Source organism: Azospirillum sp. B2RO_4 (assembly GCF_051124815.1).
Classification (GTDB): domain Bacteria; phylum Pseudomonadota; class Alphaproteobacteria; order Azospirillales; family Azospirillaceae; genus Azospirillum.
This window is the reverse complement of record NZ_CP118486.1, coordinates 200807-218365: the sequence shown is the minus strand read 5'-3', so window position 1 is coordinate 218365 and position 17559 is coordinate 200807. Positions and strand designations below refer to the sequence as shown.

At 69.0% G+C, this 17559-nt stretch carries 18 protein-coding genes; 10 read left to right on the top strand and 8 right to left on the bottom strand.

Annotated features, from left to right (window positions below; genetic code table 11):
• Nucleotides 1-115: 115 nt before the first annotated feature.
• The 4 genes from PWS46_RS15025 to PWS46_RS15010 all read left to right on the top strand — a co-directional run bounded on the left by PWS46_RS15025 (nucleotide 116) and on the right by PWS46_RS15010 (nucleotide 3016).
• On the top strand, nucleotides 116-1177 hold the full coding sequence (locus PWS46_RS15025; protein WP_434621630.1) for an SIS domain-containing protein: 1062 nt from the start codon (nucleotides 116-118) through the stop codon (nucleotides 1175-1177).
• Nucleotides 1177-2340, top strand: coding sequence for an N-acetylglucosamine-6-phosphate deacetylase (gene nagA / locus PWS46_RS15020; RefSeq protein ID WP_434621627.1), 1164 nt, complete (start codon nucleotides 1177-1179; stop codon nucleotides 2338-2340). Before PWS46_RS15025 ends, nagA begins: the two co-directional genes overlap by 1 nt.
• Before the next feature lie 185 nt (nucleotides 2341-2525).
• A complete protein-coding gene (locus tag PWS46_RS15015; RefSeq protein WP_434621624.1) occupies nucleotides 2526-2666 on the top strand; it encodes a toxin-antitoxin system TumE family protein in 141 nt (46 codons plus the stop codon).
• The gene (locus PWS46_RS15010; protein WP_434621621.1) at nucleotides 2663-3016 is read left to right on the top strand and encodes a hypothetical protein; all 354 of its coding nucleotides are present in this window, start codon (nucleotides 2663-2665) and stop codon (nucleotides 3014-3016) included. The genes PWS46_RS15015 and PWS46_RS15010 overlap by 4 nt, the downstream gene beginning before the upstream one ends.
• A gap of 18 nt (nucleotides 3017-3034) precedes the next feature.
• On the opposite strand, the gene PWS46_RS15005 is transcribed toward PWS46_RS15010, so the two are convergent.
• Both PWS46_RS15005 and PWS46_RS15000 read right to left on the bottom strand, forming a co-directional pair.
• Nucleotides 3035-3703 carry an HAD family hydrolase gene (locus tag PWS46_RS15005; protein WP_434621618.1) on the bottom strand — a complete coding sequence of 223 codons (669 nt, stop codon included), beginning with the start codon at nucleotides 3701-3703 and terminating at the stop codon, nucleotides 3035-3037.
• Nucleotides 3704-3753: 50 nt separating this feature from the next.
• On the bottom strand, nucleotides 3754-4512 hold the full coding sequence (locus PWS46_RS15000) for a GntR family transcriptional regulator (protein ID WP_434621615.1): 759 nt from the start codon (nucleotides 4510-4512) through the stop codon (nucleotides 3754-3756).
• A 206-nt stretch (nucleotides 4513-4718) separates the two neighbouring features.
• Here PWS46_RS15000 and PWS46_RS14995 point away from each other — a divergent pair, with 206 nt between their 5' ends.
• The 5 genes from PWS46_RS14995 (at nucleotide 4719) to PWS46_RS14975 (ending at nucleotide 9512) form a co-directional block, all read left to right on the top strand.
• Complete coding sequence (locus tag PWS46_RS14995; protein WP_434621612.1) at nucleotides 4719-5615, top strand: N-acetylmuramic acid 6-phosphate etherase; 897 nt, start codon at nucleotides 4719-4721, stop codon at nucleotides 5613-5615.
• 64 nt (nucleotides 5616-5679) lie between these two features.
• Complete coding sequence (nagE, locus tag PWS46_RS14990) at nucleotides 5680-7146, top strand: N-acetylglucosamine-specific PTS transporter subunit IIBC (protein WP_434621609.1); 1467 nt, start codon at nucleotides 5680-5682, stop codon at nucleotides 7144-7146.
• 102 nt (nucleotides 7147-7248) lie between these two features.
• Complete coding sequence (locus PWS46_RS14985; RefSeq protein WP_434621606.1) at nucleotides 7249-8562, top strand: amidase; 1314 nt, start codon at nucleotides 7249-7251, stop codon at nucleotides 8560-8562.
• Nucleotides 8563-8679: 117 nt separating this feature from the next.
• Nucleotides 8680-8922 (top strand): hypothetical protein, encoded by a 243-nt coding sequence (locus tag PWS46_RS14980; RefSeq protein ID WP_434621603.1) that lies wholly within the window; start codon nucleotides 8680-8682, stop codon nucleotides 8920-8922.
• A complete protein-coding gene (locus PWS46_RS14975; protein WP_434621600.1) occupies nucleotides 8919-9512 on the top strand; it encodes an AAA family ATPase in 594 nt (197 codons plus the stop codon). Before PWS46_RS14980 ends, PWS46_RS14975 begins: the two co-directional genes overlap by 4 nt.
• Nucleotides 9513-9536: 24 nt before the next feature.
• Here the strand turns inward: PWS46_RS14975 and PWS46_RS14970 are convergent, their stop codons facing one another.
• The 4 genes from PWS46_RS14970 to PWS46_RS14955 form a co-directional block, all read right to left on the bottom strand.
• Entirely contained in the window at nucleotides 9537-10892 is a 1356-nt protein-coding gene (locus PWS46_RS14970; protein ID WP_434621597.1) for a sigma-54-dependent transcriptional regulator, read from the bottom strand.
• Nucleotides 10865-12703: a sensor histidine kinase gene (locus PWS46_RS14965; protein ID WP_434621594.1), complete on the bottom strand. Its 1839-nt coding sequence runs from the start codon at nucleotides 12701-12703 to the stop codon at nucleotides 10865-10867. Before PWS46_RS14965 ends, PWS46_RS14970 begins: the two co-directional genes overlap by 28 nt.
• Before the next feature lie 99 nt (nucleotides 12704-12802).
• Nucleotides 12803-14083, bottom strand: a complete 1281-nt coding sequence (locus PWS46_RS14960) for a dicarboxylate/amino acid:cation symporter (protein WP_434621591.1) — start codon at nucleotides 14081-14083, stop codon at nucleotides 12803-12805.
• Nucleotides 14084-14354: 271 nt separating this feature from the next.
• On the bottom strand, nucleotides 14355-15056 hold the full coding sequence (locus tag PWS46_RS14955; RefSeq protein ID WP_434621588.1) for an MOSC domain-containing protein: 702 nt from the start codon (nucleotides 15054-15056) through the stop codon (nucleotides 14355-14357).
• Nucleotides 15057-15142: 86 nt separating this feature from the next.
• Here PWS46_RS14955 and otnI point away from each other — a divergent pair, with 86 nt between their 5' ends.
• A complete protein-coding gene (gene otnI, locus PWS46_RS14950; RefSeq protein WP_434621585.1) occupies nucleotides 15143-15934 on the top strand; it encodes a 2-oxo-tetronate isomerase in 792 nt (263 codons plus the stop codon).
• Here otnI and PWS46_RS14945 read toward each other — a convergent pair.
• Nucleotides 15931-16371 carry a GNAT family N-acetyltransferase gene (locus PWS46_RS14945; RefSeq protein WP_434621582.1) on the bottom strand — a complete coding sequence of 147 codons (441 nt, stop codon included), beginning with the start codon at nucleotides 16369-16371 and terminating at the stop codon, nucleotides 15931-15933. The genes otnI and PWS46_RS14945 overlap by 4 nt on opposite strands.
• Before the next feature lie 94 nt (nucleotides 16372-16465).
• Nucleotides 16466-17482: an NADP-dependent oxidoreductase gene (locus PWS46_RS14940; protein ID WP_434621579.1), complete on the bottom strand. Its 1017-nt coding sequence runs from the start codon at nucleotides 17480-17482 to the stop codon at nucleotides 16466-16468.
• Nucleotides 17483-17559 lie beyond the last annotated feature (77 nt).

The following is a 17559-nucleotide window of genomic DNA, read 5'->3' as shown; positions in this document are numbered from 1 at the left end:
CTTTTCTTTTCCGCATTGCGGTTGTCGTCGTGATGCGATTCCACCAATGGACGCTGGCCTCCGGCGCAAGAAGGTCTTACATTGGTATCTATACCAGTCAATCGCGAGCGCCGCCATGACCGATCCGGCCAATCCAGATTTCAAGCCCTCCCGCCCCGCTCCCCTGATGGCGGCGGAGGCGGCGGAGGCACCCGTCGCGGTGGCTCGGCAGATCGCGCGCTGCGGTGCCGGCTTCGCCGAATTGGGCGCGCGCCTGCGTCGCGAGCCGCCGCGCTTCGTCGTCACCTGCGCCCGCGGCAGTTCCGACCATGCCTCGGCCTACGGCAAATACCTGATCGAGACGCGGATCGGCCGGGCGGTGGCCTCCATCGGGCCGTCCATAGCCTCGGTCTATGGCGGGCGTCTGAGCCTGGAGGGGGCGCTGTTCGTCGCCGTCTCCCAGTCGGGGCGCAGCCCGGACCTGCTGCGGCTGGTGGAGGCGGCGAAGGCGGGCGGCGCGCTGGTGGTCGGCTTCGTCAATGCGGAGGATTCGCCGCTGGCCGGAATGTGCGACCATTTCCTGCCGCTGGCGGCCGGGCCGGAGCGCAGCGTCGCCGCGACCAAATCCTGCATCGCCTCGCTGGCTGCCTACCTGCAGCTGGTGGCGCATTGGCAGGACGATCCGGCGTTGAAGGCGACGTTGGCGGCCCTGCCCGACACGCTGGAGGCGGCGAAGGCGCTGGACTGGACACCGGCGCTGATGCCGCTCGCCACCGCGCAGAACCTCTATGTGCTGGGGCGCGGAGTCGGCTTCGGCGCGGCGCTGGAGATGGCGTTGAAGTTCAAGGAGACCTGCCGCCTGCATGCCGAGGCCTTCAGCGCGGCGGAGGTCGTGCATGGTCCGCTGGCGCTGGTCGGTCCCGGATTCCCGGTGCTGGCCCTGACCCAGGCCGATGCGGCGGAACCCCACACCCGCGCGGTGGTCGAGCGCATCGTCGGGCTGGGCGCCGCCGTCGCCGCCACCGAAGCCGGGCTTCTCGGCACCACGGTGCTGCCCAGCCTGCCGGGGATCGGGCCGGAGGCGGCACCTTTGGCGGCGTTGCAGAGCTTCTACGGCGCGGTCTATGAACTGGCGCTGGCCCGCGGCATCGACCCCGACAGCCCGCCCAACCTTGCCAAAGTGACGAAGACCGTCTGATGCGACAGCTCCTGACCGGCGCCCGGATTTTCACGGGCGAGACCATCCTCGACGGCCGCAGTCTGCTGGTCGGCGATGGCCGCATCCTCGACATCGTCGCCCCCGGCCGCACCCCGCCGGAGGTCGAGCGGACGGTGGCGCTGGAGGCGGGCGACCTGCTGGCCCCCGGCTTCCTCGACATTCAGGTCAATGGCGGCGGCGGCGTGCTGTTCAACGAACAGCCGACGGCGGAGGGCGCGCTGGCCATCGCCGCGGCGCACCGGCGCTTCGGCACCACCGGGCTGCTGCCGACCATCATCACCGACACCCCCGACCGCCACCGTGCCGCCGCCGAGGCCGCGGTGAAAGCGGTGGCGCAGCCGGGAAGCGGCGTGCTGGGCATCCATTTCGAAGGGCCGTTCATCAGCCCGCAGCGGGTCGGCGCGCATGACCCGCGCTTCGTCCGCGCGCCGGACGAGGGCGACCTGGACTTCATCGGCGGGCTGCCGGCGCGGATGCCGGGCGGGCGCGTCCTGCTGACGCTGGCGCCGGAATGCGTGGAGGATGCGGCGCTGTCGCGGCTGATGGCGGCCGGGGTGATCCTGTCGGTCGGCCACACGATGGCGAGCGCCGAGCGGGTGGTGGAGGCCTTCGACCTCGGGGTGCGCGGGGTGACGCATCTTTACAATGCGATGCCCGGCATCGCCAACCGCCAGCCCGGTCCGGCCGGGGCGGCGCTCGGCGACGGGCGGCCCTGGTGCGGGCTGATCGCCGACGGGCATCACGTCCACCCGCTGATGATGCGGGCGGCTTTGGCGGCCCGGCCGCGCGGGCGGATGATGCTGGTAACCGACGCGATGCCGCCGACGGGAACCGATGCGGATCGCTTCGAGCTGAACGGGCGGACGATCTATCGGCGCGACGGCCGGCTGGTGCTGGCCGATGGGACGCTGGCCGGGGCGGATCTCGACATGGCGACGGCGGTGCGCAACGCCGGGTCGCTGATCGGCCTGCCGCTGGAGGAGTCGCTGCGCATGGCGTCGCTCTATCCGGCGGAGTTCCTGGGGATGGCCGGCGAGCGCGGGCGGATCGCGCCGGGCTGGCGGGCGGATCTGGTGCTGCTGCGGGCGGATTTGACGGTGAAGGGGACTTGGGTGGAGGGGGAGTGGTGGGGGGCCGAGTGAGGCAGGAAAATATCGGTCATGAGTGTACAGGGTAGCTTATCGGCCGTCATCCCCGCGAAGGCGGGGAACCAGGAAGCTCCGCATCTAAGCCTCGGAAGTGGCTGGATTCCCGCCTTCGCGGGAATGACGGTCGAGAGAAGCACATCAGGAGATTTTGTGGAAAGCTGTTCAGCCTTGCCGAGCGGGTGGTCGGCTACGACAATGAGCGGGGCAAGGGCGACCATCGGCATTACGGTCTGCGCGAGGAACCCTATTCCTTCACCTCGCCGGAGCAGCTGATCAGGGACTTTCTGGCCGATGTCAGGGCAGCAGGAGGCGAGGTATGAGCGACCTACAGATCCATGTCGGCGACAGCGCCGAGGACTTCGCCGGCCGTTTTGCGGATGCATGGCACCGCGCCGAGCGCGGAGAGACGGTGAACGAGCGCCACCTGTCCTTCGACAGCTTCGAGACGCTGGCCCGCGCGCTGACTCCGAAGCGGTTGGAGTTGCTTCGGCATCTCCACCGGACGCCGGCCGCCAGCATCAATGCGCTTGCCAAGTCTGTGGGCCGGGATTATCGCCGCGTGCATGAGGATGTCGAGGCGCTGGTCGCCGCCGGCCTTGTCGATCGCGAGGAGGACGGCACCGGGCTGACCGCGCCATACGACGCGATCTCCACCCGGATCGCCTTGTAAGAGGGGCGCCGCCCCTTCTCAGCCCCCCACCGCCACGATTTCCAGCCCATCCTCCTCCACCCGCACCCGCAGCGCCGTCAGGTCGGGCAGGCACAGGTTGCCGTCCAGTTCGTGCGCCGGCAGTGTCGTGGTCAGCGCGATGACCAGGGCGCCGGCGGCATGGCCGGCCTCCAGGCCCGCCGGGGCGTCCTCGAACACCACGGTGTCGCGCGGGTCGAAGCCCAGCTTCTCGGCGGCGGTGCGGTAGCCTTCGGGGTGGGGCTTGCCGTGGGTGACCATGTCGGCGCCGATCAGCAGGTCGGGCAGGGGCAGGCCGGCCTGGGCGATGCGCTTCCGCGCCATGTCCTGCGGGGCGGAGGTCACCACCGCCCAGCGGTGGCGCGGCAAGGACTGCAGAATCTCCAGCGCGCCGGGGACGGCGCGCACGCCTTCGGTGTCGTTGGTGTAGCACTCCTCCACCAGCCGGACTTCTTCCTCGATGTCGGCGCCGGCGGGGGCGAAGCGGCGGACGGTCTCGATGCTGCGGACGCCGTGGCAGGCGGCGAGGATGGCGTCGGGATCCAGGTCGTGCCGGGCGGCCCAGCTGCGCCAGGAGCGCTCCACGGGACCCTTGGTGTCGATCAGGGTGCCGTCCATGTCAAACAGGATGGCGCGGACACGGAACGGGGTATCAAGGGCAGGCTTCATTGCGCGCTCTCGTCGGATATTTCTTTACGGGAAGGATTGGTCCGGAGGGATCAGACCAGCGACAGCTCCACGACGAAGTCATAGGCGTCGCCGCGGTAGTGGGAACGGACGAACTCCAGGGGGGTTCCGTTCTCCAGGAAGGTGCGGCGCTCAATGTAGAGGGCGGGAGCGCCGTCCGGAACCCCCAGAAGCGTCGCCTGATCCGTCGGCAGGCGAATGGCAGACAAGCGTTGCAGCGCCCGGAAGGGCGGATGGCCGCGTGCGCGCAGGGTCTCATACAGGGACCCCTGCACCAGATCGGGGTCGGGCAGGACGCTGGTCGGCAGGGCGCTGAGTTCGATGGCGAGCGGTGTGCCGTCGGCCAGCCGCAGCCGGTGCAGCCGCACCACCTCCGCCCCCGGCCGCAGCCCCAGCGCCATCGCCTCCTCCGGCGTCGCGGTGGCGACGGAGCGGCCGAGCCAGCGTGAATCGGGCTTCAGGCCGCGCCCGCCGATGTCCTCGGTGAAGCTGGTCAGGGCGGACAGGCGCTGTTCGACATGGGGGCTGCGGTTGATGAAGGTGCCGGCACCCTGGCGCTGGCGCAGCAGCCCCTCCGCGATCAGTTCGCGCAGGGCCTTGCGCACGGTGACGCGCGACACGCCGAACACTTCCGCCAGTTCCCGCTCGCCGGGAAGGGCGTCCTGGTCGGTCAGCCGGCCTTCGACGATCAGCGCCCGCAGATGCCGCGCCAGCTGCAGATAGAGCGGCAGGGGCAGCGCATCCGACAGGGCGGCAGGGTCGAACGGGGCCGCGGGGGCGGCGGTGGACATCGGCAACCACTCCAGTGCTCCGGGACCGGGATGATACCACTGAAAGGCCTTTGGGCAACAGGCCCGGACGGCAGCCGGCGCTGCCGCGCACGATTGTGACCAGTTTCGGATTGCAGAATGTCCGGATTTTGGTATTCTGCACATACAGTCCAATCTAATACCACCAACCTCCGGGTATTGCGCCGGAGCGACAGCGGAGCCGGGGAATGGCAAGCGGCACCGAGGATGCGGCGAACCGGTACAGCCGGCTGGACGTGTGGCCGGCCGCCGAACTGATGACGGCCCTTTGGGAAGGACAGACGCGGGCGCTGGCCGCCTGCGTTCCGGCACTGCCGATGGTCGCCGCCGCCGTGGAGGCCGCGGCCGGGCGGCTGTCGGGTGGGAACGGGCGGCTGGTCTATGCCGGGGCGGGATCGTCGGCGATGGTGGCGGCGCTCGACGGGCTGGATCTGGGGCCGACCTTCGATTGGCCTTCGGCGCGGCTGGTGCTGCTGATTGCCGGTGGGCTCGACCTGTCGCGCGGGCTGGCCGGGGCGGCGGAGGATGACGAGGGGGCGGGGCGGGCCGATGCCGGCCGGGCGGGAATCTCCGCCGCCGACGTGGTCGTCGGGCTGTCGGCCAGCGGGGCCAGCGCCTACACCGTCGGCGTGCTGCACGCCGCGCGGGAGGCGGGGGCGCTGACCATGGGCATTGCCAGCAGCGCCGGCTCCCCCCTGCTGGCGGCGGTGGAGCATCCGGTGCTGACCGCCACGGGAGCGGAGGTGATCGCCGGCTCCACCCGGCTTGGCGCCGGCACCGCGCAGAAGGTGGTGCTGAATTTGTTTTCGACCGGCGTCATGACGGCGCTCGGCAATGTCTACGACAACCTGATGATCAATGTCCGGCCGGAGAACGCCAAGCTCCGCCGCCGCTGCACCGCCATGGTCGCCCGCATCGCCGGCGTCGAAGAAATGGCGGCCGGGGTGGCGCTGGAACGGCATGGCGACGTGCGCCGCGCCGTGCTGGGGCTGGCCGGTCTGGACGGGGCTGACATCGACCGCCTGCTAACCGAGACCGGCGGCAACCTGCGCCGGGCGATGGAGCGGGCCAAACCGACCACCTGATAACGACCAACATGACGGGTCCGGCACAGTGAGGCCGGCGCCCGTTTCACTGGGAGACGTCCGAATGTCTGCTGATCGTTTGCCGGGCGACCGTTTCTCGGGCGTCCAGAGGCTGGGGCGGGCGCTGATGCTGCCGATCGCCGTGCTGCCCATCGCCGGGCTGCTGCTGCGCATCGGCCAACCCGACCTGCTGAACATCGCCTTCATCGCCGCGGCGGGCGACGCCGTCTTCTCCAACCTGGGCGTCCTGTTCGCCGTCGGCATTGCCATCGGCTTCGCGCGGGAGAACCATGGCGCCGCCGGTCTGGCCGGCGCGGTCGGTTATTTCGTCGCGGTGAAGGGTGCGGTGGTGCTGAGCGGCGTCGCGCCGGAGCTGGTGGCGAAGATGTCCAGCCGCATCAGCATTCCGGTCGGCATCCTGATCGGCATCATCGCCGGCCAGCTCTACAACAAGTACAAGGACATCAAGCTGCCGGACTATCTCGCCTTCTTCGGCGGGCGGCGCTTCGTGCCCATCGTCACCGGTCTGGCGGCGCTGGGGATCGCGCTGGTCTTCGGCTATGGCTGGCCCATCGTCGATTCCGGGCTGACCGCGCTGACCACCGGCGTGCTGGGGCTGGGCGAGGTCGGCCTGTTCCTCTACGGCGTGCTGAACCGCATCCTGATCATCACCGGCCTGCACCACATCATCAACAACATCGCCTGGTTCCTGCTGGGCGATTACCAGGGTGTCACCGGCGACCTGAACCGCTTCTTCAAGGGCGATCCGACGGCCGGCGCCTTCATGGCCGGCTTCTTCCCGGTGATGATGTTCGGCCTGCCGGCCGCCTGCCTCGCCATGTACCACACCGCCAAGCCGGAGAACCGGGCGGCGGTCGGCGGCGTGCTGCTGTCGATGGCGCTGACCGCCTTCCTGACCGGCGTGACGGAGCCGGTGGAATTCGCCTTCATGTTCCTGGCGCCGGTGCTGTTCGCCGTCCATGCCGTGCTGACCGGCCTGTCGATGGTGCTGATGGACGTGCTGAACGTGAAGCTGGGCTTCGGATTCTCGGCCGGCCTGTTCGACTATGTGCTGAATTACGGCAAGGCGACCAACCCGATCCTGCTTCTGCCGGTTGGTGCGGTGTACTTCGCCGTCTATTACGGGCTGTTCCGCTTCGTCATCCAGCGCTTCGACCTGAAGACGCTGGGCCGTGACGACATCGCCATTCCGGCCGGTCAGGCTCCGGCCGCCGAGGGCGTCCGTCCCGCTGCCGCGCCGGAGGCGGTCAGCAGCGACCGGGCCGGCGCCTATGTCGCCGCGCTGGGCGGTGCCGGCAACCTGCGCTCGGTGGAGGCCTGCACCACCCGCCTGCGCCTGAGCGTCGCCGATGCCGGCCGCGTCGACGAGGCGGAATTGAAGCGGATCGGTGCGCGCGGCGTTGTGAAGCCGTCGGCCAACTCGGTCCAGGTGATCGTCGGGCCGATCGCCGACCAGCTGGCGGGCGAGATCCAGGACTCGCTGAGGGCATCGGCCGGCATGCGGGTGTGATCGGCGGGGCGGGGCCGGTTCGCATCATCGCTATCGCCAAGCCGGCGGCGATGTGGCACATGCGTTTGCGCGCCCCGTTCTATGATACGTCAGGAGCCTGCCATGACCGTGCCGTCCGCCTCCCTCGCCTCCGCCGCCGACAGGGTTGAGGCGGCGCTCGCCAGGATCGCCGAACCGGAGCGGCAGGGCTCCCTGGTCTTCACGGGGGTCTATGCCGAAGAGGCACGCGCCGCCGCCATGGCCAGCGACCGGCGTGCCGCGGGCGGCAGACGGCTGGGGCCGCTCGACGGGCGGATCGTCTCGGTGAAGGCGCTGTTCGACGTGGCGGGCGAGACCACGGCGGCCGGGTCCGCCATCCTGCGTGGGCAACCGGTTGCCGGGCGCGATGCCCGTGCGGTGGCGCGGCTGCGCGCGGCCGGCGCTGTGATCGTCGGCCGCACCCACATGACGGAATTCGCCTTCTCCGCGGTCGGCACCAATCCCCATTACGGCAATCCCGGCAATCCCCGTGACCGCTCGCGGGTGCCCGGCGGGTCGTCGTCGGGGGCGGTGATCTCGGTCGTGGACGGCATGGCGGAGATCGCGCTGGGCAGCGACACCGGCGGATCGCTGCGCATCCCGGCGGCTTTGTGCGGCGCCGTCGGCTTCAAGCCGTCCGCCGGGCGCCTGCCGTCCGAGGGGGCGTTCCCGCTGTCGCCGACGCTGGACGTCATCGGGCCGATTGCCGCCACCGTCGCCGATGCGGCCTTGCTGGACAGCGTGCTTTCCGACTGCGATCCGGCTCCGTTGGCGGCGCTGCCGGTCGCCGGGCAATCCTTCCTGGTGCCGCGCGGCCGGCTGTTCGACGGCGTCGAGCCCGTCGTCGCCGCAGCGTTCGAGGCGGCGCTGGACCGGCTGCGCGCGGCCGGGGCGCATATCGTGGAGGGATCCATCGAGGCGGAATTGGAATCGCTGGCGGAGTTGGACCGCATCGGCGTCTTCACCGCCATCGAACTGGCGGCGACGCTGGCCGAACTCGGCATCGCGGCGCTCGACGGCATCGATCCGAAGACCCGCGCGCGGATCGAGGCCGGCGCCAAGGCGCCCGCCGCCGACTATGTCCGGATGCAGCGACGCCGGGCCGACCTGATCCGGCTGATGGACGAGCGGCTGACCCGCCATTTGGTCCTGCTGCTGCCGACCGTGCCGATGACCGCGCCCGCCATATCGGAAGTGCTGGAGGATGCGGCCTTCCACCGCGTCAATCTGGCGCTGCTGCGCAACACCCGCGTCGCCAACCTGTTCGACCTGCCGGCCATTTCCCTTCCGGTTCCCGCCGACGTGTTGCCGGTCGGGCTGATGGCGATGGGGCGGCGCGGCAGCGACCGCAGCCTGCTGGGCATCGCCGCCGGGATCGAAGCTGCGCTGCGGGGGTGATCGTCGCGCTATCTCAGCCGACGGCAGGGCTCAGCCTTCTCGGATTGTGATTTGTCATCCTGCCGCAACGGTCCTACTGTTCATTATCGATGAAGGACTCGATTGGATGGGCAACCGATGGATCTGACCCCCGGTACGCTGGACAGGATGACACCCGAACAGGAACGTCATTTCGAATCCCAGCTGGAGCAGGATGACGGGACGGAAATGCGACGGGTACTCCGTGCCGGTGTGCCGGTCTACTACACCCGGGACGACACGCCGCCCGGCTGCGTCATCAAGGAATATCCGCAAGGGCGGAAAGAACTGGTCGACTTCTCGACCGGTGACGAAATTCTGGTTTCGCTGCTCGTGGAATGATCCGGTCGCAGATTTGGGTGCTTGCCGGTCCAAACGGCGCCGGCAAGTCGACCATCGCCCGTCGCTTTATCATCGGACGGCTTCCGTTCGTGAATGCCGATGACATTGCACGAGATCTCGATCCGGATGATGTGAACAGCTTGGTGGCCCACATGCGGGCCGGCCGCGTCGCATTGGAGCTTCGCGAAGAACACCTGCGCCGGCATGAAACCTTCGCGATGGAAACGACGCTTACCGGCAAGAGCGAGTTGGCCTTGATGCGACGGGCGCGGGAAGCCGGCTATAAGGTCAATCTCATCTTCGTCGGCATCGGCAATGTTGCGATTTCCGCAGCGCGCGTGCGGACGCGCGTTCTCCTGGGAGGCCATGACGTGCCGAAGGAAGCTATTATGCGTCGCTATGGGCGTAGCATGGCGGCTTTGGTTGATGCGGTTGCCATTGCACACCGCACGTGGATCTTCGACAATTCCAGCGGACAACGGCGCCTGCTGCTGAAGCGCGAAATGGACCGGACGACCAAACTGGCTTTGAATTTGCCCGCATGGGCAATTGAATCCTTACCGCCGGAGCTTCGCACGTCTCCCGTGTGACGTTGCGCCGCCTGAGCGCCAACGTTACGACAGCCCGTATTTCCTGATCTTGTCGTGCAGCGTGGTCTTGGCGATCTGCAGTTCCTCCGCGGCGCGGGCGAGGCTGTGGTTGGTGCGGCGCAGGGTGTCGGCGATGAGCGCGCGCTCGAAGGCTTCCACCGTCTCGGCCAAGGGCCGGCCGGCGGCGGGGTGGGCGCTGGCGAAGGGGGGGAAGCCCTGTTCGATGCCGAGCACGCAGCGGTCGGCGACATTGTGCAGCTCGCGCACGTTGCCCGGCCAGTCGTAAGCCATCAGGCGGCGCATGCGCTCGGCATCCGGCGGCGGGACAGGGCGGCCGTGGCGGGCGGCGGCCTGCAGGGTGAACTGTTCGAACAGCAGCGGGATGTCCTCGCGCCGGTCGCGCAGCGGCGGCAGGGGCAAGTTGGCGACGTTCAGGCGGTAATAGAGATCGGCACGGAACTGCCCACGGTCGGCCAACTCGCGCAAATCCACCTTGGTCGCGGCGATCACCCGGCAATCGACGTGGACAGGGGTGTTGGAGCCCAGCCGCTCCAGCGTACGCTCCTGAAGCACGCGCAGGAACTTGATCTGCACCGGCATCGGCATGCTCTCGATCTCGTCGAGGAACAGGGTGCCGCCGTTGGCATGCTCCACCTTGCCGATGCGGCGCTTGCCGGCCCCGGTGAAGGCGCCGGCCTCGTGGCCGAAGATTTCGCTGTCGATCAGGCTTTCCGGCAGGCCGCCGCAGTTGATGGCGACGAAGTTGCCGCTTCGGCGCGGGCCGGCGTCGTGCAGGCAGCGGGCGGCCAGCTCTTTGCCGGAGCCGGTTTCGCCATGGATCAGCACGTCGGCGGCGGAGTTGGCGAGTTCGCCGATCAGCCGGCGCACCCGCTCCATCTGCGGCGATCCGCCGACCAGCCGCGCCTCGATGCTGTCGCGATTCTGCAGGCGGGCGCGCAGGTCGCGCACTTCCAGCGTCAGGCGGCGCTTGTCCAGGGCGCGGCGCACCACCTCGACCAGATAGTCGGGTGAGAAGGGCTTCTCGATGAAGTCGTGGGCGCCGAGCTTCATCGCCTGCACCGCCATCGCCACGTCGCCATGGCCGGTCATCAGCACCACCGGCAGGTCGGGGTCGCTTGCCAGCAGTTCGGCCAGCAGCGCCATCCCGTCCATGCCCGGCAGGCGGATGTCGGTGACGATGACGCCGGGAAAGCCGTCGGCCACCAGCCGGCGGGCCTTCTCCGCGCTGTCGACCGCCTGGGTCGGGATGTCTTCCAGTTCCAAAGCCTGCTGGCAGCCGAGGTTGACATTCGGGTCGTCCTCGACGATCAAAACTTTCAGGGGGAGAACCTTCAGGGCGTTGGCGGCAGCGTCGGACATATGAGGTCTCTGGCCTGGACGGCGGTCGGGTCGGTGGGCAGCGCGGCGGCGGGCAGGTCGATGGTGAACACCGCTCCGCCCTCCGGACCATTCGCCCCGGTCAGGGCGCCGCCGAAGTCACGCACGATCCCGGCCGAGATGGCAAGCCCCAAGCCAAGCCCGCCGCCGCCCTCTTTTGCCCCGTCCTTCGCCGCCTCCTTGGTGGTGAAGAAGGGCTCGAACAGGCGGGGCAGCACGTCGGCGGACAGGCCGGGGCCGTTGTCGGCCACGGCGATGCTAACCCGGCCATCCTCCGTCCGGGCGGCGAGCGTCAGCCTGCCGTCCTCGCGCCCGGCCAGCGCGTCCAGCCCATTGGCGACCAGATTGACCAGCACCTGCTCCAGCCGGTTGGGATCGCAGAGCGCGACAACATCCTCCGGCACGTCGAGCTGCACGGCGACGCCGGAGCGCCGCAGCCGCTGATCCAGCAGGAACAGCGCGTTGTCGATGGGCCGCCGCACCGCCACCGGGCGGGGGGCGCCGGAGGATTTGCGGGCGAAGGATTTCAGCTGGCTGGTCAGGGCGCCCATGGCGTCCACCAGATTGGCGATGCGCTCCAGATTGCCCTGCGCGGCGTCGAGATTGCCGCGCTGGAGGAACTTGACGCTGTTGCCGGACAGGGTGCGCAGCGCCGCCAGCGGCTGGTTCAGCTCATGCGCCAGACCGGCGGAGAGCTGGCCGATCACCGCCAGCTTGCCGGCATGGACAAGCTCCTCCTGGGCGGCGCGCAGGTTGCGGGTGCGCTCCTCCACCTTGCGTTCGAGGTCGCGCAGGTGACGGCGGCGCTGCACCCACATCAGCAGCAGGATGCCGAGGAAAGCGCTGCCGACCGCGGCAAGGGCGGCGCGCGTCCAGGCCATGCCGGTCACCTGCGCCACCGGCGACAGCACGGTGATCGTCCAGCCGGTGCCGTGCAAGGGGGCGGTCTGGGCCAGGAAGCCGCCGGATACCGGGAAGACGGTTTCCTCCAGTTGCCCCCCGGCCGGGCGGGGGAGGCGAACAAGCTCGGCATCCTCGGCGATCCGGCTGACCGGCGTCAGGCCCAGCGGCGGCAGTGGGCGGGCGTTGTATTGCAGGGTCTGGTCGAAATGGCGGCGGGTCGGCTCGTCCATCGGCCGAAGGGTGGTGAATTTCCAGGAGGGGACGGAGGCGAGGATCACCACGCCGTTCTCGTCGGTGACAAGGACCGGCGCCTCCACCGTCGACCAGCCCTGTTCCAACTGCTCCAGGCTGACCTTCACCACCGCGACGCCGACGATGGCGCCATCCTCCGACAAAGGGGCGGACAGGTAATAGCCGGCTTCCCCCCGCGTGGTGCCGACGCCGAAGAAGCGGCCCTGGCGGCCGGCGGCGGCCTCGACGAAATAGGGGCGGTAGGACAGATCCTCGCCGATGAAGCTGTCGGGGCGGTTCCAGTTGCTGGCGGCCAGCACCCGGCCCTGGCGGTTCAGCACATAGATCGACAGCGTACCGGCCCGCTCGTTCAGGCGTTCAAGATAACGGTTCAGTCCCCAGGCCAGCGGGGCGCGGCCGGAGACGAGGTCGAGGACGTCGCGCTCCAGCCCCAGCGTGGCCGGGAAATAGGCGTATTTGTCGATCTCCCGCTCCAGGCTCCCGGCATAGAGGTCGAGCCGGTGATGCCCGGTCTCCTGCAGGGCGGCCAGCCCCATACCCTCGCTGACGCGGAAGCCGACGATGCCGGCAAGCAGGGCCAGACCGGCGAGCGCCGGCAGCAGAAGACCGATGGTGCGGAGGCGTCTGGCTAAAGGCATGAAAAAGGCGGGCAGGGAAAGGGGCTGCCGCATCATAGCAGAAGCCCCTGTCCCATGGCCCGCCCGTCTTCCGGACTGGTCCGTCGGGTTACCGGCCCGTCACTCGGCAGCGGCCGGGGCGGGCAGGGCGCCGCCGGCTTCCTCGGCCGCTTCATCCTCGCCGCCCAGCGCGTTCTCCCACTTGGCGACGACGGTGGTGGCGATGCCGTTGCCCAACACGTTGGTGGCGGTGCGGCCCATGTCGAGGAAATGGTCGATGCCCATGATCAGCAGCACGCCGGCCTCCGGCAGGTGGAACATCGGCAGCACGGCGGCGACCACCACAAGCGAGGAGCGCGGTACGCCGGCGATGCCCTTGCTCGACACCATCAGCACCAGCAGCATGACGATCTGCTGCTCCAGCGTCAGGGGCACGCCATAGGCCTGGGCGATGAACAGCGACGCGAAGGTCGTGTAGATCATCGAGCCGTCGAGGTTGAAGGAATAGCCGAGCGGCAGGACGAAGCCGATCACCCGCTCACCAACGCCCAGCGTCTTCAGCTCCTCCATCACGCGGGGATAGGCGGATTCGCTGGACGCGGTGGAGAAGCCCAGCAGCATCGGCTGGCGCATCGCCTTGACCACGCGGAACACGTCGCCCCTCAGCACGACGAAGCCGGCGAAGATCAGCGTCGCCCACAGGACCGCCAGCGTCAGATAGAAGCTGCCCATGAACTTGCCGTAGACGGCCAGCACGCCGAGGCCCTGCGTGGTCACCACGTTGGCGACGGCGGCGAAGACGCCGATGGGGGCGAAGCGCATGACATAGTCGGTGACCTTCAGCATCACCGGCACGACCTCTTCGATCGAGCGGGCGAGCAGGCCGGCCTTGGTGTCGCGCAGCTGGCCGATGGCGAGGCCGACGAAGACCGAGAAGATCAGGATCTGCAGGATCTCGTTGTTCGCCATCGCTTCGAAGAAGTTGCGCGGGAACAGGTGGGTCAGGAAATCCTTCAGGTTCAGGGCGGAGGTCTTCAGACCGGCGCTGGCCCCGGCATCGGGCAGCGGCACGCCGACATTGGCGCCCGGCTGCAGCAGGTTGGCGAAGATCAGCCCGATGAACAGCGACGCGAAGGACGCCATCAGGAACCAGCCGACCGCCTTGCCGCCGATGCGGCCGACGGTGCGGGCGTCGCCCATGCCGGCCATGCCGGCGACCAGGGTGGCGAAGATCAGCGGCGCGATGATCATCTTGATCAGGCGCAGGAAGATGTCCGTCACCATCGCGAAATAGCCGGCGATCTCCTTGGCCGCGGCCGCGTCGAACAGGCTGTTGCAGACATAGCCGGTGACGATGCCCAGCAGCATGGCGACGATGATCAGCGTCGTCTGTTTGTTCATTGTCCTGTTACCTCACCTTATCCCGCCCGCCTTGTTGCGCCGGCCGGGTTGCGGTCGATGGAAACCGGCTCCGAACGGGTCGGGACCGGGGGCGGAACGCCTCCGGACAAGAGCAACGGGCATGCCAAGGCGCATCGGCGGGCGGTGGCCTGCCAAGCGATTGATCTATGACGATTTTACTGTTGGTCAGAGCAGCGCCCGTTCGGATTTCCGGATGCGCCCGCCCATGGGCGTCCGGAAATCCGAACGGAACGTCGAGAGGATCGGCGGATCACTCGCCGAGGCGGCTGGTCCAGTCCTCAACCCGGCCGCTCTCCACCCGCCGGCGTGCGAGGGTGCGCCATCCGGGGGCCAGCGGCTCCAGTTCCGCGATGCCGGCCAGCGTCGGGAGGTCGCCGGTGTCGTGGTAGAAGGCGCGCAGGATGCGGGCCAGCGGCCAGTCGGGCAGGGGACGGTCGATTAGGGAGATTTCGTCGCCGGCGGCGGCGATGCCGGGCTCCAGCACGCGATAATACCAGCCGGTGCGGCCGGTGGCCTGCACCCGCCGCGCCATGTCCTTGACGCCGAAACGGTGGTTCAGCTTCCAGCAGGGCTGGCGGCCCTGGCTGACCTGCAGAATTGCCGTGCCGATGCGGAAGACGTCGCCGACGCAGACCGTCTCCTCGGTCAGGCCCTGGGTCGACAGGTTCTCGCCGAAGGCGCCGACGGCATCCAGCAGCGGGGCGGGGGCGGGCAGGTCGGCGCGCCAGGCTGCGTAATGGTCGAAGGGGTAATGGTGGACCGCCTTGTCGGGGCCGCCATGGTTGCGGCGGTCGGCCTGCTCGTCGCCCTCCAGCCCGGCCGGGCCGATGGCGACCGCGGCGTCGGTCGGATGCTTGCCGATGGCGCTGAGCGTATCCGGGCGGCCGAACGGCACTGCTTTGCCGGTCAGCACTGCGTTCAGCATCGCCTTCGTCATCAGGGGCTTGCTCATTGGCCGTTCTCTCCGGTCTTTTCGTTTCGCCTGCCGTCCCTTATCAGTTTCGGGCCGCCCGTGCCATGAGGGAGCCCAGCCGCGCCATGCCGACCTTTGCCGCCAACCTGACGATGATGTTCACGGAGTGGCCGTTCCTCGACCGCTTCGACGCCGCCGCCGATGTCGGTTTCCGGGCGGTCGAATATCTGTTCCCCTACGACCATGGGCCGGACGAGGTGGCCCGGCGGCTGGAACGCAACGGGCTGACCCAGGCGTTGTTCAACATGCCGCCGGGCGACTGGGCGGCCGGGGAGCGCGGGCTGGCCGCCTTGCCGGAGCGGTTCGGGGAATTCCGCGCCGGCGTGGCCAAGGCGCTGGACTATGCCGCGGCGACGGGTTGCCGGCGGCTGCACATGATGGCCGGGCTGGCCGATCCGACCGATCCGGCGGCGCTCGATTCGTATCGGCGGGCGGTGGCCTATGCGGGCGAGGCGCTGGCGGCGCGCGGGATCGAGCTATTGCTGGAGCCGATCAACGGCCGCGACATGCCGGGCTATTTCCTGAACGATTTCGGTCTTGCCGAGCGGCTGATCGCCAGGGCCGGGCTGCCCAATGTCCGGTTGCAGTTCGACCTCTACCACCGGCAGATCCTGCATGGCGACGTGACCATGGCGCTGCGCCGGCTGATGCCGCTGACCGGCCATGTCCAGATCGCCTCGGTCCCGTCGCGCAACGAGCCGGACGGTGAGGAGCTGAACTGGCCCTTCCTGTTCGGGGAACTGGACCGGCTGGGCTATGACGGCTTCGTCGGCTGCGAATACCGGCCGAGGGCCGCCACGCTGGCGGGGCTGGGCTGGTTCGCCCCCTACCGCGCGGCGGCTGAGGGGGCGCGCTAGTCCAGTTTGTGGACGAAGTGGTGGCAGCCGATCCGATAGCGCTTGCCCATATAGACGCGGTGGGCGTCGCTACGTTCCGGGCCGACGCCGGAATCGAGGTGCAGCGCCGCGCAGCCCAGCCTTTCCGCCTCGGCCTTCGCCCAGTCGAGGGTGAGCGAGGCATAGCCCCGGCCGCGCTGGTCGGGCAGGGTCGCCATGTCGACGATGTAGAAGGACTTGCCCAGCCAGAGGGAATATTGCAGGCGGAATCCCAGCACGCAGGCGGCCGGGCCGCCCGGTTCGGGGACGATGCCGACAAGGCGGTAGCCGTTCGGCCGCAGCACGGTGTCGATGATGCGGGTCATCTCGACCGCATCGTATTTCGGCCAAAGCACCTGCAGGGCCGGCACCGCCGATGCGGTATTTCCTTCGGTAATCTCGATGATTTCCGGCTGCACGATTCTTCCTCTTGGTTCCGGTGCCGGCAGCCAGGATGGTCCGGATGGGAAGCGGGGTGCAAGGCCGGCCTGGGCTTGGCTGCCGTGCGCGCGGTCAGGCGGCGGTGAGGACGATCTTGCCCTGGACATGGCCAGCGGCGGCGCGCTCGTGCGCCTTTCGCGCGTCGGCCAGCGGGAAGACGCTGTCGATGACCACGCGGATGGTGCCGGCGTCGAGAAGCCTTCCGATTTCCGTCAGTTGGGCGCCGTTCGACCGGACCTGCGTGGCCGACACGGTGACGCCCAACTCCGCCGCTTCCGTGCCGGCGTCGAAGCCCAAGGGGAAGATCGGGAACAGGGCGCCACCGCGCTTCAACGTCGGCAGGAAACGGCGGGTGGCCGGGCCGCCGACCGCGTCGATGACCAGATCGGCCCCGCGCACCACGTCCTCCGGCCTCGTCCTGGTGTAGTCGATGACCTCGTCGGCACCGAGGTCGCGCAGCAGCGCCCCGTGCCGGCCGGAGGCCACGGCGATGACGTGCGCACCCTTCCATTTCGCGATCTGCAGCGCCAGATGCCCGACGCCACCGCCGGCGCCGTTCACCAGCACGGTCCTGCCGGCGAGCGGCACCGGCCGATGCTGGTCCGGCTGCAGCGGATTCGGTTCGTCATGGCCGAGATCGACCAGGAATTGCCAAGCGGTCAGCAGAGACATCGGCGCCGCGGCGGCATGCACATGGTCGATGCCCGGCGGCTTGATCCCGAGTTCGGATGCCGGGACCGAGACATACTCGGCATAGGCCCGGCTGTCGCCGGCGAGGCCGGCAGGAAAACGGACCATCGCATAGACCTCGTCGCCGACGGCGACTGTCCTGACGTCGTTGCCGACCGCCTCGACCACGCCGGAAATGTCGGTTCCTGGGATGATGGGGAAGGACACCCGCGGCCGCCATTCGGGCGGAAGCATGCGGTAGCCGTCGCGCAGATACCAGTCGGGAGGATTGAGGCCGACCGCGTGGACGCGGACCAGGACCTCGCCCGCTTTCGGCCGGGGTTTCGGGGCGTCTTCATAGACCAGGACCTCCGGGCCGCCGAAGGCGTGGAGCCGCACCGCTTTCATCATTTCGCTCATCACTGTCTCCTTGGGAGAGGGTCGGACCTGGACGAGCATATGATCGGCGGTTCTGGATTGATAATCGGCCTGGATAT

What these genes read in the sequence shown, in the direction of transcription:
- PWS46_RS14980 (WP_434621603.1), top strand. Translation starts at nt 8,680, where the DNA reads ATGGATCTGACCCCCGGTACGCTGGACAGGATGACACCCGAACAGGAA.
- PWS46_RS14975 (WP_434621600.1), top strand. Translation starts at nt 8,919, where the DNA reads ATGATCCGGTCGCAGATTTGGGTGCTTGCCGGTCCAAACGGCGCCGGC.
- PWS46_RS15005 (WP_434621618.1), bottom strand. Translation starts at nt 3,703, where the DNA reads ATGAAGCCTGCCCTTGATACCCCGTTCCGTGTCCGCGCCATCCTGTTT.
- PWS46_RS15010 (WP_434621621.1), top strand. Translation starts at nt 2,663, where the DNA reads ATGAGCGACCTACAGATCCATGTCGGCGACAGCGCCGAGGACTTCGCC.
- PWS46_RS14965 (WP_434621594.1), bottom strand. Translation starts at nt 12,703, where the DNA reads ATGCCTTTAGCCAGACGCCTCCGCACCATCGGTCTTCTGCTGCCGGCG.
- PWS46_RS14940 (WP_434621579.1), bottom strand. Translation starts at nt 17,482, where the DNA reads ATGAGCGAAATGATGAAAGCGGTGCGGCTCCACGCCTTCGGCGGCCCG.
- otnI (WP_434621585.1), top strand. Translation starts at nt 15,143, where the DNA reads ATGCCGACCTTTGCCGCCAACCTGACGATGATGTTCACGGAGTGGCCG.
- PWS46_RS14985 (WP_434621606.1), top strand. Translation starts at nt 7,249, where the DNA reads ATGACCGTGCCGTCCGCCTCCCTCGCCTCCGCCGCCGACAGGGTTGAG.
- PWS46_RS14970 (WP_434621597.1), bottom strand. Translation starts at nt 10,892, where the DNA reads ATGTCCGACGCTGCCGCCAACGCCCTGAAGGTTCTCCCCCTGAAAGTT.
- nagE (WP_434621609.1), top strand. Translation starts at nt 5,680, where the DNA reads ATGTCTGCTGATCGTTTGCCGGGCGACCGTTTCTCGGGCGTCCAGAGG.
- PWS46_RS14995 (WP_434621612.1), top strand. Translation starts at nt 4,719, where the DNA reads ATGGCAAGCGGCACCGAGGATGCGGCGAACCGGTACAGCCGGCTGGAC.
- PWS46_RS15025 (WP_434621630.1), top strand. Translation starts at nt 116, where the DNA reads ATGACCGATCCGGCCAATCCAGATTTCAAGCCCTCCCGCCCCGCTCCC.
- PWS46_RS14955 (WP_434621588.1), bottom strand. Translation starts at nt 15,056, where the DNA reads ATGAGCAAGCCCCTGATGACGAAGGCGATGCTGAACGCAGTGCTGACC.
- nagA (WP_434621627.1), top strand. Translation starts at nt 1,177, where the DNA reads ATGCGACAGCTCCTGACCGGCGCCCGGATTTTCACGGGCGAGACCATC.
- PWS46_RS14960 (WP_434621591.1), bottom strand. Translation starts at nt 14,083, where the DNA reads ATGAACAAACAGACGACGCTGATCATCGTCGCCATGCTGCTGGGCATC.
- PWS46_RS15000 (WP_434621615.1), bottom strand. Translation starts at nt 4,512, where the DNA reads ATGTCCACCGCCGCCCCCGCGGCCCCGTTCGACCCTGCCGCCCTGTCG.